18 protein-coding genes are annotated in these 15,357 nt (G+C 29.3%); 16 read left to right on the plus strand and 2 right to left on the minus strand.

All coding sequences use genetic code 11. From position 1 onward, the window contains the following. Nucleotides 1-62 precede the first annotated feature (62 nt). The 16 genes from BW723_RS08980 to tsaB all read left to right on the plus strand — a co-directional run bounded on the left by BW723_RS08980 (nt 63) and on the right by tsaB (nt 14,007). Nucleotides 63-3,422 carry a leucine--tRNA ligase gene (locus BW723_RS08980; protein ID WP_068355742.1) on the plus strand — a complete coding sequence of 1,120 codons (3,360 nt, stop codon included), beginning with the start codon at nt 63-65 and terminating at the stop codon, nt 3,420-3,422. 52 nt (nt 3,423-3,474) lie between these two features. Then, nucleotides 3,475-3,735, plus strand: coding sequence for a SemiSWEET family sugar transporter (locus BW723_RS08985; protein WP_068355739.1), 261 nt, complete (start codon nt 3,475-3,477; stop codon nt 3,733-3,735). A gap of 52 nt (nt 3,736-3,787) precedes the next feature. Then, nucleotides 3,788-4,534 (plus strand): PepSY domain-containing protein, encoded by a 747-nt coding sequence (locus tag BW723_RS08990; RefSeq protein ID WP_068355888.1) that lies wholly within the window; start codon nt 3,788-3,790, stop codon nt 4,532-4,534. Between the two features lie 66 nt (nt 4,535-4,600). Beyond that, a complete protein-coding gene (locus tag BW723_RS08995; protein ID WP_068355736.1) occupies nt 4,601-5,371 on the plus strand; it encodes an enoyl-CoA hydratase/isomerase family protein in 771 nt (256 codons plus the stop codon). A gap of 3 nt (nt 5,372-5,374) precedes the next feature. Then, nucleotides 5,375-5,932 (plus strand): MOSC domain-containing protein, encoded by a 558-nt coding sequence (locus tag BW723_RS09000; RefSeq protein ID WP_068355733.1) that lies wholly within the window; start codon nt 5,375-5,377, stop codon nt 5,930-5,932. After that, on the plus strand, nt 5,932-6,489 hold the full coding sequence (locus BW723_RS09005) for a hypothetical protein (protein ID WP_068355730.1): 558 nt from the start codon (nt 5,932-5,934) through the stop codon (nt 6,487-6,489). The genes BW723_RS09000 and BW723_RS09005 overlap by 1 nt, the downstream gene beginning before the upstream one ends. Before the next feature lie 247 nt (nt 6,490-6,736). After that, a complete protein-coding gene (cyoE, locus tag BW723_RS09010; RefSeq protein WP_068355727.1) occupies nt 6,737-7,639 on the plus strand; it encodes a heme o synthase in 903 nt (300 codons plus the stop codon). Nucleotides 7,640-7,641: 2 nt separating this feature from the next. Continuing rightward, nucleotides 7,642-8,229, plus strand: coding sequence for a cytochrome c oxidase subunit 3 (locus BW723_RS09015; protein ID WP_175335385.1), 588 nt, complete (start codon nt 7,642-7,644; stop codon nt 8,227-8,229). A 53-nt stretch (nt 8,230-8,282) separates the two neighbouring features. Further along, a complete protein-coding gene (locus tag BW723_RS09020; protein WP_068355724.1) occupies nt 8,283-9,263 on the plus strand; it encodes a cytochrome c oxidase subunit 3 in 981 nt (326 codons plus the stop codon). 19 nt (nt 9,264-9,282) lie between these two features. After that, nucleotides 9,283-9,630: a cytochrome C oxidase subunit IV family protein gene (locus BW723_RS09025; protein ID WP_068355721.1), complete on the plus strand. Its 348-nt coding sequence runs from the start codon at nt 9,283-9,285 to the stop codon at nt 9,628-9,630. Between the two features lie 78 nt (nt 9,631-9,708). Next, a complete protein-coding gene (locus BW723_RS09030) occupies nt 9,709-10,377 on the plus strand; it encodes a hypothetical protein (protein WP_068355718.1) in 669 nt (222 codons plus the stop codon). Further along, nucleotides 10,374-11,018, plus strand: coding sequence for an SCO family protein (locus BW723_RS09035; RefSeq protein WP_068355715.1), 645 nt, complete (start codon nt 10,374-10,376; stop codon nt 11,016-11,018). Before BW723_RS09030 ends, BW723_RS09035 begins: the two co-directional genes overlap by 4 nt. Continuing rightward, nucleotides 11,011-11,577 (plus strand): DUF420 domain-containing protein, encoded by a 567-nt coding sequence (locus BW723_RS09040; protein ID WP_226789198.1) that lies wholly within the window; start codon nt 11,011-11,013, stop codon nt 11,575-11,577. Before BW723_RS09035 ends, BW723_RS09040 begins: the two co-directional genes overlap by 8 nt. Before the next feature lie 64 nt (nt 11,578-11,641). Then, nucleotides 11,642-11,788, plus strand: a complete 147-nt coding sequence (locus BW723_RS09045; protein WP_394372175.1) for a hypothetical protein — start codon at nt 11,642-11,644, stop codon at nt 11,786-11,788. 125 nt (nt 11,789-11,913) lie between these two features. Further along, nucleotides 11,914-13,239, plus strand: a complete 1,326-nt coding sequence (locus BW723_RS09050) for a TolC family protein (RefSeq protein WP_068355709.1) — start codon at nt 11,914-11,916, stop codon at nt 13,237-13,239. Between the two features lie 81 nt (nt 13,240-13,320). Continuing rightward, a complete protein-coding gene (tsaB, locus tag BW723_RS09055) occupies nt 13,321-14,007 on the plus strand; it encodes a tRNA (adenosine(37)-N6)-threonylcarbamoyltransferase complex dimerization subunit type 1 TsaB (protein ID WP_068355706.1) in 687 nt (228 codons plus the stop codon). Nucleotides 14,008-14,009: 2 nt separating this feature from the next. Here tsaB and BW723_RS09060 read toward each other — a convergent pair whose 3' ends face one another. Both BW723_RS09060 and BW723_RS09065 read right to left on the minus strand, forming a co-directional pair. After that, nucleotides 14,010-14,819, minus strand: coding sequence for a mechanosensitive ion channel family protein (locus tag BW723_RS09060; protein ID WP_068355703.1), 810 nt, complete (start codon nt 14,817-14,819; stop codon nt 14,010-14,012). Between the two features lie 66 nt (nt 14,820-14,885). After that, entirely contained in the window at nt 14,886-15,242 is a 357-nt protein-coding gene (locus tag BW723_RS09065; RefSeq protein WP_068355700.1) for a DUF1304 domain-containing protein, read from the minus strand. Nucleotides 15,243-15,357: the final 115 nt, after the last annotated feature.

The raw sequence follows: 15,357 nt of genomic DNA on the forward strand, positions 1-15,357 counted from the left end.
TTCTTTTTTACTTTAATCTTCTAAAGAATAAACGTAAATTTGCACCCTTAAAAGTAGAAATAATGCAATATAATCATAAAGAGATCGAAAAGAATTGGCAAAAATTTTGGGCTGATAACCAAACTTTTAAAGCCAGCAATGAAAGTGAAAAACCTAAATATTATGTGTTAGATATGTTTCCTTATCCATCAGGAGCAGGTTTACATGTTGGGCATCCTTTAGGATATATTGCAAGCGATATTTATGCACGTTACAAGCGCCATAAAGGCTTTAATGTATTGCATCCACAAGGTTACGATTCTTTTGGTTTGCCTGCAGAGCAATATGCTATTCAAACTGGGCAACATCCTGCAAAAACAACAGAAGCAAACATTAAAACATATAGAAGACAATTAGATCAAATTGGTTTTTCTTTTGATTGGAGCAGAGAAGTACGTACTTCAAATCCTGAATATTATAAATGGACGCAATGGATTTTTATTCAATTATTTAATTCTTGGTATAATAAAGATACAGATAAGGCAGAAGATATTTCAACTTTAGAAAAAGTATTTAAGAAAGAAGGAAATGCAACTGTAAATGCAGTTTGTGATGAAGATGTTACTATTTTTTCTGCGGATGAATGGAAAGCATTCTCAAAAACAGAACAAGAAGAAATTTTATTACAATATCGTTTAACATTTTTGTCTGATACAGAAGTAAACTGGTGTCCTGCTTTAGGAACAGTTTTAGCCAATGATGAGATTGTAAACGGAGTTTCAGAACGTGGAGGTCATCCTGTAATTCGTAAGAAAATGACACAATGGTCTATGCGAATTTCTGCTTACGCTCAACGTTTATTAGACGGATTAGAAAAAATAGATTGGCCACAACCTTTAAAAGATTCTCAAACGAATTGGATTGGGCGATCGCAAGGAGCAATGGTTACTTTTAAAGTAGAAGCTAAAACAGAAAAATCTAGTTCAGAGGTTAAATTATCTTACAAAGAATTAGAAGATCTAAAAGAGTTAAGACAAAATTTGACTAAAGCAGAAACTACACTTTGGAACGAATTAAAAAATAAAAAAGGAGCATCAAAATTTAGAAAAAAATATACAGTTGGTGCTTTTTTGGTAGATTATGTTTGTATTGCAAAAAACTTAATTGTTGAGTTTTCTGGTAAAGAAGATGAAGCAGCAAGAACAGAATTCTTCCATAAAGAAGGATTTAACGTTATTCGTTTTACTGATGAAGAGGTTTTACAAAATGTTGTAAAAGTAGTTTCTGAAATTAATTTTGCAATTCAATTTCCTAAAGTAATTGATAATGTCGAGAGTAAAAAAGAGGTTACTTCTAATTCTGAAGAAGAATCTTACAAAATAGATGTTTTTACAACGCGTCCAGACACAATTTACGGAGTTTCGTTTATGACGTTGGCTCCAGAACACGAGTTGGTTTCTAAAATTACAACTGATGCTCAAAAAGCAGAAGTTGAAGCATATGTAAAAGCAACTGCAAAACGTTCTGAACGTGATAGAATGGCCGATGTTAAAACCATTTCTGGTGCATTTACAGGAGCGTATGCAATTCACCCTTTTTCTGGAGAAAAAGTACAAATTTGGATTGGAGATTACGTTTTAGCATCTTATGGTACAGGAGCTGTAATGGCTGTTCCTTGTGGAGATCAGCGTGATTATGATTTTGCAAAACATTTTAATATTCCTATTCCTAATATTTTTGAAGGTGTAGATATTTCTGAAGCTGCACATGCAGATAAAGAAGGAACTGTAATTGCAAATTCAGACTTTTTATCAGGATTAAAATATAAGAAAGCCTTAAAATTAGCCATTTACGAAATGGAAAAAAGAGGTTTTGGTTACGGAAAAATAAACTACAGATTGCGTGATGCTGTGTTTAGCAGACAACGTTATTGGGGAGAGCCTTTTCCTGTGTATTACAAAGACGGAATGCCGCAAATGATTGACGAAAAACACTTGCCAATTGTTTTGCCAGAAGTAGAAAAATACTTGCCAACTGAAGATGGAAAACCACCTTTAGGAAACGCAACTGAATGGGCTTGGGATTCTCGTAACAAGAAAGTTGTTTCGAACGAAAAACTAAAAAACAAAACAGTTTATCCGTTAGAATTAAACACAATGCCGGGTTGGGCTGGTTCTTCTTGGTATTTTAATAGATATATGGATGCTAAGAATTCTGATGAGTTTGCTAGTAAAGAAAATTTAGAATATTGGAAAGAAGTAGATTTATATATAGGTGGTTCTGAGCATGCAACAGGTCATTTATTATATGCTCGTTTTTGGCAAAAATTCTTGTTTGATAAAGGAATTGTTCCTGTAGATGAGTTTGCAAAAAAGCTGATAAACCAAGGAATGATTTTAGGTACTTCTGCTTTTGTTTATAAAGCTGATGCATTTGTAAAATCAGGTTGTTCTTTAAGTAGTTCTTTTGATGATATTAAGGCTAAAATTCCTTCAATATTTGTATCTAAAGAATTATTTACAACAGATGATGAATTTGAAAATGTAGTAATAGAATACTTATTAAATCAGAAAATTGTTAATCAACAAGAATCAGAATTATTAACCATTATTAGAAGTAATATACATTCTGATGTTTCATTAGTTAATGCTTCTGATGAATTAGATATTGAAGGGTTTAAAAATCATCCTTTAAATGTTGATTATAAAGATGCTGAATTTATTCTTGAAGATGGAGTTTATAAAGTTGGTAGAGAAGTAGAAAAAATGTCTAAATCAAAATACAATGTTGTAAATCCTGATGATATTGTTGCAGAATATGGTGCAGATGCTTTAAGAATGTTCGAAATGTTTTTAGGGCCACTAGAACAAACCAAACCTTGGAAAACTTCTGGTATTTCTGGAGTTTCATCATTCTTAAAGAAATTATGGAAATTGTATTTTACTGATGATAATTTTGATGTTTCTGAAGAAAATGCAACCAAAGACGAGTTAAAAACTTTACATAAAACCATTAAAAAAGTAGAAGAAGATATAGAGAATTTCTCTTTTAATACGTCTGTATCTACTTTTATGATTGCTGTAAATGAGTTAACAGCTTTAAAATGTAATAAACGAGAAATTTTAGAACCATTGTTGGTTTTATTATCGCCTTATGCACCACACATTACAGAAGAATTGTGGAGTAAACTAGGGCATACAGAAAGTATTTCTACAGTTTCTTTTCCGGTTTTCGAACCAAAACATTTGGTTGAGAGTGCTAAGAATTATCCGATTTCTTTTAATGGTAAAATGCGTTTTACTTTAGAATTACCTTTAGATTTATCTAAAGAAGAAATTGAAAAAACGGTAATGGCTCATGAAAAAACGCAAGCACAATTACAAGGTAGAACTCCTAAAAAAGTAATTATTGTGCCTGGAAAAATAGTAAATATTGTAGGTTAAGCCTATAATTGGTTTTACAAAAGACGATTTAAAAACAGTTTAAATAAAAAAAGTGATAAGTAATTTTGAAATTATAGGTTTAGTTGCTGCAGTTATTACAACTTCGTCTTTTTTGCCTCAAGTTTTTAAAGCATACAAAACCAAAGACACAAAATCGCTGTCTTTAACTATGTATGTAGCACTTTTTATAGGTACTGTAATGTGGATGATTTATGGTATTTATTTAAAAAGTTTGTCTATCATTTTAGCAAATGCTATAACAGCGCTATCAACGCTTTATTTGGTAATTTTAATTTTAAAACACAAGAAATAAAATTTTTAAAAAGTCATTATATATATTTATAATGACTTTTTTTATTTTAAGTATGAAAAGAAGAGTACACAGATTTACAAGAAAAACACATCGTTATTTAGGCTTATTTATTGGCATACAATTTCTTTTTTGGACAATTGGAGGTTTATATTTTAGTTGGAATGATATGGATGATGTTCATGGAGAAACTTTATTAGACAAAACTGAACATACTTTTAGTTTTTCTTATAACGAACCTGTAAGAAAACTTTTGCAGTTTTTAGAAGATACAGAGGCAAAACCGATTAAAAACATAGAAGCCATTGTTGTAAATAAAGATAGTTTATTACGTGTAACAAGAAGTAATGATATTCTGTTTTTAAATTTAAATAAGAACAAATACAGAGTTCGAAAAGCATTAACCAAAGAAGAAAGTATTGCCTTTGTAAAGAGCAGATTGTATAATGCAATGCCAATAAAAAGTACTAAATTCTTAACAGAAAAAGAGATTGCCAATAAACACGAATATAGAGGAAACCCTTTACCAGTATTTGCAATAACCTTAGAACACGAAACCAATACTACAGTTTATGTGCATCCTAATACAGCAAAAATCACCAAAGTTAGAAATGATAATTGGCGTAAATTCGATTTTCTGTGGATGTTACATGTTATGGATTTTGAAACCAGAGATCATATAACGAATTGGGTGTTAAGAGTTTTTTCTGTATTAGGTTTGCTAACTATTTTATCTGGCTTTTATTTGTTTTTTATAAGTTCGCCAACACTTAGAAAATGGAGGGAAAAATTAAAAAGCTAACTTTTATTGTAAAGATTGATTTTTAATTGATAAAAAGCTACATTTGGTAAAACTTAATTAAATTCTATGACTACTTTAAGGCAAAATGGAAGTTTATTTACTAACATTCAAAACAATATTGCTACCATAGAATTTGGTCATCCTGCAAGTAACTCTTTTCCAAGTGAACTGTTAGATAGGTTAACCAAAGAATTCAATAAACTTTCTTTAAATGATGAAATTGTGGTTATCATTCTAAAATCTGAAGGAGAAAAAGCATTTTGTGCAGGTGCTTCTTTTGATGAATTAGTTGCCATTTCTAATCTAGAAGAAGGCGAAAAATTCTTTGCTGGTTTTGCAAATGTTATCAATGCAATGCGAACTTGTAGTAAGTTAATTGTTGGTAGAGTGCAAGGTAAAATTGTTGGTGGTGGAGTAGGTTTAGCATCTGCTTGCGATTATGTTTTGGCAACAGAAGCAGCATCTATAAAATTATCAGAATTAACCATTGGTATTGGGCCTTTTGTAATAGAACCTGCTGTAAAACGTAAAATAGGTTTAGCAGCGTTGTCAGAATTAACTTTAGATGCTACTTCTTGGAAAAATGCATATTGGGCAAAAGAAAAAGGTTTGTATGCAAAGGTTTTTGAAAGTATTAAAGAATTAGATGATGAGGTTGATGTGTTTGCCCAAAAATTAGCTAGTTATAATCCATCTGCTTTAGCTAAAATGAAAAAAGTATTGTGGCAAAACACCAATAATTGGGATGCTCTCTTATTAGAAAGAGCAAAAATTTCAGGAGAATTAGTATTATCAGAATTTACAAAAACAGCATTAGCTAAATTTTCAAAAAAGTAAGTGATGAAAATTGTATCAACAAATATTGGAGAACGAAAAGAAATCACTTACAAAAATAAAAAAGTGGTTACAGGTATTTTTAAGTTCCCTGTTGATGAACCTATTTTTTTAGATATAGAAGAAGTTAAGGGTGATGAAATTTCTGATAGAGAACATCATGGAGGTGTAAAACAAGCAGTTTACGGTTATTCTTTAAAACATTATGATTTTTGGAGACCTAAATATCCAGAACTAGATTGGAGTTTGGGTATGTTTGGCGAAAACTTAACGGTTGATGATCTTGATGAAACAAAAATTAAAACTGGCGATATTTTTAAGGTTGGTGATGCAATTCTAGAAGCTACAGTGCAAAGAAGTCCTTGTTATAAATTAGGTATTCGTTTTAATAACATGAAAATCATAAAACAATTTTGGAATACAACTTTTTGTGGTGTATATTTCAAAGTGTTACAAATAGGGTTTGTTAAAACTGGAGACGAGTTTGTAAAGATTAAAAGTAGCCCAGAAAACCCTGCTATTGCAGATTTATTAATCAAAAAGAAAAAAGAAAAAGGGATTTAATGAAACTAAGAAAAAGATATATTTTACTTATTTTACTAGCTTTATTACCTTTTTATAAATTAATACATCCAGATGATTATTGTTTTGGAGATGTAGATTTGGTAATTATTGGTGGTCTTACAATTATTTTTATCATTACTTTTTTAGCGATTTTTTTTTATAACCTATACAAAATAACAATAAAGAAAGAGTTATTTAATTTTAGACCTTTAATAATTACAGCTGTTTTTGCAGTGGTTTTTAACAGAGCTTTAGAGTATCATGATAAAGCTATTTTTAAAGATAAATTTCAGGTTTTTAATAGCTTTTCTAAAGAAAAAGCATTGTTAGAAATCATTTTGTATGATGATGCTACTTTTGAGTTTAAAACAATCTACGATAATTCTTATTGTGTAGAAAAAGGTACTTATGAGTATAAAAAAGACTCACTTTTTCTAAATAAGATAAATAAAATAGATGGTAACATTGTGTTTGGCGATGTTTATGTTTATGATACTATGTACAAAAGATTAAATCCTATTTATACAGGTTTACCAAATTTTACTTTAAAAAAATAATTTCAGTTCAACCATATTATTTTTAAGTATAAAAAAAGTTAAAGTTTTATATTTTTTTAAAAAAAATATAAAAATTAATTTCTATATTTGCTCGTGGTTTTTAATTAAATCACACTTTTTCTTTTTCATAGCAATTTTCCCACTCAATTTTGAGTGGGTTTTTTTATATGTTTAATTCAGAAAAGCTTTTAAAAAATCATTGTAAATCCATAATTATCAAATATCTTTGCAAGCGATTATTGGTAATATGAATTCAACAGCAATTACAGAGACAAGAACTTCAATGCATACACTTTTATCCGATTTAAAACAGCTTACTAAGGTTGGTCTGTCTTTTAGTGTGGTTTTTTCTTCTGTTGCAGGTTATTTATTGGCTGTAGATATTATTAATTATACTACACTCTTTTTGTTAGCAGTAGGTGGTTTTTTTATGGTTGGTGCATCAAATACATTCAATCAAATTATAGAAAAAGACACCGATGCAATTATGCAACGTACAAAAAACAGACCATTGCCAACTGGCAGAATGTCTGTAAATTTTGCTTTAACCATTGCGATATTACTTACAGTTTTAGGGCTTTCAATTTTATATAGTATCAATCCTAAAACAGCTTTGTTTGGTGCAATTTCTATATTTATATATACGTCTGTTTATACACCTTTAAAATCGGTAACACCATTAACTGTTTTTGTAGGAGCAATTCCAGGAGCAATACCTTTTATGTTAGGTTGGGTTGCTGCAACTAATGAGTTTGGTATAGAAGCAGGTTTTTTATTTATGATTCAGTTTTTCTGGCAATTTCCACACTTTTGGTCTATTGGTTGGTTACAATTCGAAGAATATAAAAAAGCAGGTTTTAATATGTTGCCAATGAATACTAAAGACAAAGGCGCTGTAAAACAAATTATTTTTTATACGGCAATAATGATTTTAGTATCAATATCGCCAGTTTTAAAAGTATCTGGGCGTTTTTATATTTACCCAATATCTGCAGTAATCGTTGCAATATTTGGTTTTATAATGTTATATTATGGTATAAAGTTGCATAAATCTGAAGACAATACAGATGCTAGAAAATTAATGCTTGCCAGTGTTTTATATATTACAATGGTACAAGTTGTTTATGTAGTTGATAAATTTTTACATTAAGAATGATAGAAGAACAAGCTTTAGAGCAAGAATATGTAGCAGCTAAAAAGAAATCAGCAAAACCAATGTTGTGGGTTTCAATGATTAGTATGGTAATGTTTTTTGCAGGATTAACAAGTGCTTATGTTATAAGTATGAAACGTGATGACTGGGTTTCTTTTGATTTACCTCAGGCATTTTATATTAGTACGTTTTTAATTGTAGCAAGTAGCGTAACTTTATTTTTTTCGCAAAGATTTTTAAAACAAGATAAAAGACAACTATCTTTAATAATGGTAGTTTTAACCCTGTTTTTAGGACTTGGTTTTATTTGGCAACAATATATAGGCTTTAATCAATTAAAAAGTATTGGATTGTTTTTTACTGGACCAGAAAGTACAGTATCTACATCTTTTATAATTGGTATAACATTTATGCACGTTTTACACCTTATTGCAGGGGTAATTGTGCTTTTTGTTGTTATTTATAATCATTTTAAATACAAATACAAATCGGATGATATGCTTGGTTTTGAACTAGGTGCAATTTTCTGGCATTTTGTAGATATACTATGGATTTATCTATTTTTCTTTTTCTCTTTTATTAAGTGATGAAAAATAGCTATTTTTGGCAAAACGTTTAAGATTTTAATTTAATATTATTTATGGAAGCAAATATTGCTATACCTTCAGACGGAAAAAATACTTGGAGTGGTGGTTCAGTAAGACCATTTGGTGCAAGTTATGGTAAAATGATGATGTGGTTTTTTATCGTTTCTGATGCATTAACCTTTTCAGGATTTTTAGCGGCTTATGGTTTAACTCGTTTTAAATTTATTGACTCATGGCCAATTGCGGATGAAGTTTTTACACACATCCCGTTTATTCATGGAGAATTCCCAATGTATTATGTCGCTTTTATGACATTTGTACTTATTTTCTCTTCAGTTACTATGGTTTTAGCAGTAGATGCTGGGCATAAAATGCAAAAAAATAAAGTAGCTTGGTATATGTTTGCTACTATTATTGGAGGTTTAATATTTGTTGGCTCTCAAGCTTGGGAGTGGAATACCTTTATAAAAGGTTCTTATGGAGCTGTTAAAACTACAGATGGTAAAGTTTTACAATTTGTAAAAGATGGGCACCAAATAGCATTATCAGATTTTGTGGTTGGTGATAGAATGGATCATAGAGAATCTAACACTAAAAAGAATGGTTTGTGGTTCGAAAGTGGCGAAGATGTTGCACAGTATTCTGTAGCACAAATTTTAGCTTCTTATAAAGCAGATCCATCAGTACAAATTAGAAGCGAGCAAATAGATTTAGATAAAAAACAGAAAATTGTTTTATCTAGAGAAAAAGGGCTTTCAGAATTGTCTAAAGGTAAAATGGTACTAGAAGGTGCAAACCTTAAAGCGAATGAATATGGAAATACAATCTTTGCAGATTTCTTTTTCTTTATTACAGGTTTTCACGGTTTTCACGTATTGTCTGGTATTATAATTAACATAATCATTTTCTTTAATGTTATTCTTGGGACTTACGAGAAAAGAGGACATTATGAAATGGTAGAAAAAGTAGGTTTATATTGGCACTTTGTAGATTTAGTTTGGGTATTTGTATTCACATTCTTCTATTTAGTTTAATAAAAAAATAGCATTAAAAATGGCACACGCACACGCACACGAATCTAATGTAAAAAGAATATGGATGGTATTTGGTTTACTATCTGTAGTTACTATTGTAGAAGTAGGTTTAGGTATTGTAAAACCAGGTTTTTTACACTTAACTAGTTTTTTAGGTACAAGTCCTTTAAACTGGATATTTATCATACTAACTTTGTTTAAAGCATATTATATTACTTGGACTTTCATGCACATGGAAGGAGAGAAAAAATGGTTTAGACGTTCTGTAGTTTGGACCGCAGTTTTCTTAATCTGTTACTTAGTAACATTACTCTTAATAGAAGGAGACTATTTATACGAAACATTAGGGCCACTTGTAAAATGGTAATTAAAATATAAAGGTGGTTTTAACCACCTTTTTTTATGCTTACAAAAGTTAATTCCGTTTTATAATAATTTCTGATATATGAAGTTTTTTACAAAAAAAAGAGTCGTTTTATTTTTACTATTTATTTTTCCTTTGATTTGTTTTTTGATATTATCTACAGGAGAAAATAATTTTAAAAAATTACCTGTACTTACAGAAAATATAATAGACGTTTCTGAAATAGATGCTTCAAAATCAGTACAGTTTAAAGGTAATGTTACTATTGTTTGTTTTTTAGGGAATGACATTAATTCTATTAAATCAGGTCTTTTTAATTTAAATGAAAAGATTTACAAAAAGTTTACGGATTATAAACAATTTCAAATTATAGGTGTTTATCCTAAAGGAAAAGAGGAAGAAGTACAAAAATTAAAAAAGGATATTGGCGCTTTTACTGATATGCAAAAATGGAGATTCATTTCAAGTTCTAAAGCAGAAATAGAAGTGTTTTATTCAAGTTTTGAATTTAATGAGCCATTGATAAACCTTTCAACTACTAAAGCGTTTTTAATAGATAAAGATGTTAATTTAAGAGGTAGATTAAATGATGAAGGCACAGGTAATAAATTATATGGTTATAATATGAATTCTGTATCTGTATTAAATGGTAAATTAAAAGATGATGTAAAAGTTTTGTATTATGAATATTATGCAGCTTTTAAAGAAAGAAATAAGAATAAAGCAGATAGAAAAGAAGTAGGGTTATGAGAAAAAAGTATTCTTACGTAGGTATTGCATTTATAATATTATTGTTTGGTATTTATACCGTGCCAAAGGTGGTAAATCGTTTTCAAGATTCTGGTTTGGTAAAGTTTGATAAAGTGCCGAATTTTGAATTCATAAACCAAGAAGGGCAAACAATTACCAATAAATCTTACGAAGGCAAAGTATATGTGGTAGAATTTTTCTTTTCTACTTGTCCTACTATTTGCCCTTTAATGAATAAAAAAATGCTAACCTTACAAGATGCATTTTTTGGTAATCCAGAATTCGGAATCGCATCAATTTCAATAACTCCAGAAATTGATTCTCCCAAAATTCTAAAAGATTATGCACAAGACAATGGAATTAACCATAAAAATTGGCATTTGCTAACAGGTAAATCAGAAGATGTTGTATATGCATTATCTAACAAAGGTTTTAAACTTTATGCAGGTAAAGGAGATGAATCTCATGCAGGTTTTGAGCACTCTGGTTTATTTGCTTTGGTTGATAAGGATGGTTATATAAGATCTAGAAAAGATGAATTTGGAAACCCGATAATGTATTATAGAGCTTTACAAGAGCAAACTTTTCCAGATCAAATTAAAGAATTAAAAGAAGATATTAAATTATTATTGAATGAGTAATACTGAAATGAATTCAGCAGAAAGTCTTGCAGAAGAAAAAAAATATAAAAAGATCATAACAGTTTTATCTATAATTATTCCTTTAGCTGTTGCTGCCTTATTTGGCGTTAATTTAAGACAATTAGGTTTCGATGTAGAGCCTTTAACTTTTCTACCACCTATTTATGCTACTATCAATGGTGTAACAGCAGTACTTTTGGTAGCTGCAGTAGTTGCTATTAAAAAAGGTAACAGAAAATTACATGAACAATTAAATTCATTTGCAATTGCGTGTTCTTTAGCTTTTTTATTGATGTATATCGCTTATCATATGACATCAGATTCAACATCTTTTGGTGGAGAAGGTGTAGTTAAATATGTGTATTATTTTATTTTAGTAACGCATATTGTTTTATCAGTAATTGTAATTCCGTTTGTTTTAATTACTTATATGAAAGCAAAATTGGGTAAATTTGTAGACCATAAGAAAATTGCCAAAAAAACTTTTCCTTTATGGTTGTATGTAGCTGTTACTGGTGTAATAGTTTATCTAATGATTTCTCCTTACTATGTTTCATAAAAAAGTATCTCTTTTTTTATTTTTGATGGTTTTCACAGTAAAATCTTCATATTCTCAATGTGCTATGTGTAAGGCAGTTGTAGAGAATGGAGATGTTTCTATGGCAGAAGGTGTTAATAACGGAATCTCTTATTTAATGGTTTTTCCTTATTTGTTAATTGCAGCTTTATTTTATACTTTGTATCGATATAGAAAGCAAACAAAAAATTAACATTTCAATAAGAGTAAAATGATGTAACATATTTTACTTTTAGTCGTCTTATAAGCATTAACAAAAGAAAAAGTTCTTCTTTTGTAGGTAATAACACAAATAAACCAACCAAAAACAAACGCGTTTTGAAAACTAAATTTATCTTATTTGTAGCTTTTTTAACTTCTATTGCTACTTTTTCTCAAAAAAAATGGACTCTTAAAGAATGTGTAGATCAAGCATTAGAAAAGAATATATCTATACAGCAAAATAAACTAAGTTTAGAACTTGCTAAAAAGGATGTAGAAATTGCTAAAGGTAATTTTTTGCCAAATTTAAATGGTAGTTCTTCTGGTAGATTTGGTTTTGGATCTCTTATCGATAATATTAGTAATTCAAGAATATCTACAGATAACTTTAATGCTTCTTTTGATTTAAGTTCTAACGTAACTGTTTTTAATGGTTTCAGAAATACAAATACATACAAACAAGCACAATTAGGAGTAGAAAGTAGTGTATTAGATTTAAAGAAAATAGAAAATGATATTTCTTTATTTGTAGTAAATGGTTATTTAAATATCTTATTTGCAAAAGAAAACTTAGCAGCAGCAAAAGTACAATACGAAATTAGTAAAACTCAAATAGAAGCAGCAGAAGCTCGTTTTAAATCTGGTGTTATACCCAAAGGAGATTTATTAAACACGCAATCTACAGCAGCAACTAATTTACAAGCAGTTATTAGTCAAGAAAACGCTTTAGATTTAGCATTACTTAATTTAGCACAATTATTACAAGAACCTACAGAAGGCTTTGATGTTATGCCTGTAGATGTTGGTACACCTTCTGCAAATTTATTCTATAAAAATTCTAATGTAATTTATTCTAAATCTTTAGATAGAATGCCAGAAATTGAAAGAGCGAAATTGGCTATAGATAATGCAGATTTGAATATAGAAATAGCTAAAGGAGCTTTTTTACCATCAGCATCTTTATTTGGAGGTATGGGAACAGGTTATAGTCATAGATTTAATGAAATTTTTACGAATGATTATTTCTTTAAACAATTGAATGATAATTTAGGTTACAATATTGGGGTCTCAGTAAGTGTACCTATTTTTAATCGTTTTCAAACAAAAAATAATGTTGCTAAAACTGTTATAAATAAACAACTTTCAGAAACACAATTAGAAAGTGAAAAATTAAGCTTAAAACAAACTATAGAGCAATCTTTTTTAGATGTAAAAACGGCTTTAAAAAGTTATGAAGCAGCTAAAATTTCTTTAGAAGCACAAGAAGAAGCTTTTAAAAATGCACAAGAGCGTTATAATTTTGGTGCCATGACCCAATTCGATTTCGATCAGGTAAGAACTCGTTTGGTAAATGCACAAGCTACTTTAATTCGTTCTAAATACGATTATGTTTTTAAAACAAAAGTTTTACAGTTTTATGCTGGCGATTTAGTTTTAGAATAATAACAAAATAAATACAATTAGAAACCTCACTATTTTTAGTGAGGTTTTCTTTTTGAAGTATATTTGCAATAAAAATAGATTTTGAGTATTATCCTTAACATAGAAACAGCTACAAAAAACTGTTCAGTAAGCATTGCTAATAAAGGTGAAATTTTAGCCTTAAGAGAATTGAATAATGGTAATTATTCTCACGCAGAAGTGTTACATCCTTTTATAGTTGATATTTTAAAAGAAGCTAATTTATCAAACAAAGAAATAGATGCAGTTGCTGTAAGTAAAGGTCCAGGTTCTTATACAGGTTTAAGAATTGGTGTTTCTGCAGCAAAAGGATTATGTTTTGCTTTCGATAAACCCTTAATTTCTATTGACACTCTAACGTCTTTATCGCACGCAATTTCTATTGATAATGGTATTATTATACCAATGATAGATGCAAGAAGAATGGAAGTTTACGCCGCTGTTTACAACCAAGATCATCAGCAAATAAGAGAAATTAAAGCAGAAATTATAGATAAAAACTCTTTTTCTGATTATTTAGAAGAACATAAAGTTTATTTTTTAGGTGATGGAGCCCAGAAATGTAAAACAATAATTAATCATAAAAATGCTGTTTTTGTAGATGATAAATTTCCATCAGCAAAAGAAATGGCAATTTTGTCTTTTAATAAATACAGAAAAAGCGACATTGAAAATGTCGCTTATTTTGAGCCTTTTTATTTAAAAGATTTTGTTGTAATTCCAGAAAAGAAAAAGAAACCTACTTTTTAGTTTTATTCTTCTGATTTGTTAATGTTAACTCTATGTGGATAAGGAATTTCTATTCCAGCTTTGTCTAAAGCTATTTTTACACTCTCAGTAACATCAAAATAAACATCCCAATAATCGTCTGATGTAGACCAAGGTCTAACGGCAAAGTTTACAGAACTGTCTGCCAATTCAGACACATTTACTGTAGGTGCTGGTTCTTTTAATACTTTAGGATGAGATGTTAATACATTCATTAAAACCTCTTTGGTTTTTTTAATATCAGCATCATAAGAAACACCAATAACTAAATCTACACGTCTTGTACCTTCTGTTGTATAATTAACTATGTTACCATTAGACAAGGCACCATTAGGTATAATAATTTCTTTATTAGAAAGACCTTTTAACTTGGTTGTAAAAATTTCGATTTCTTTAACTACACCAATTTCTCCTTGAGTTTCTACTAAGTCTCCGATTTTAAAAGGTTTAAAAATCATAATTAAAACTCCACCAGCAAAATTAGCTAAAGAACCTTGTAAGGCTAAACCTACAGCTAAACCAGCCGCTGCAATTATAGCTGCAAACGAAGTTGTTTCTACACCCAATTTAGAGATTACAACAATAAAAAGTAAAATTTTTAAAGCCCAACCTGCTAAATTTCCTAAAAATTTTTGAAGCGTTACATCTACACCTCCTTTACCCATTAATTTTCTTGCAGAACTAACAACAATCTTAATAGCAAATAAACCAACTATTAATATTACTAAAGCTGTAAGTACTTTTGGTGCATATTCAACGAATATGTCTTGAAACTTTTCAATGTATTCTTCCATTTTTTTGTTTTTATATAGTTTTTGAATGGCTAAAATAAAGGTATTCTAGTAAATGTGCATAGTAAATTAAGACGATAGTAAAGATATAATCGTTGAAATAGCAGGTATAGACTGTATATACAAAATTCGAATTTTCTTAGTCGAATAAGCACCATAAATACCTGCAATAAAAATACAGCAACAAAAGAACATTGCAACATCAATTTTCACTGCAATTACAGACCAAATTAAACCTGCTGCTAAAAAACCGTTATATAAACCTTGGTTGGCAGCCATAACTTTTGTGTCTTCTGCAAATTGTTTGGTTTTAAGTCCAAATGTTCTTATTCCCTTTTTGGTTGTCCATAATGCCATTTCTAAGTATACAATATAACAATGTATTAAGGCAACAAGCAATATTAAAAATATTTGTAGATAATTCATTTTTTAATTGTTTATAAAAGTTACTCAATATACTACTAATTATTTTTACTATTTTTTATTTAGATAAAATACCCTGATTATCTTTTGAATTTTAAATACTTACTATTCTTTAAGG

Source organism: Polaribacter reichenbachii, assembly GCF_001975665.1.
GTDB classification, from domain to species: Bacteria; Bacteroidota; Bacteroidia; order Flavobacteriales; family Flavobacteriaceae; genus Polaribacter; species Polaribacter reichenbachii.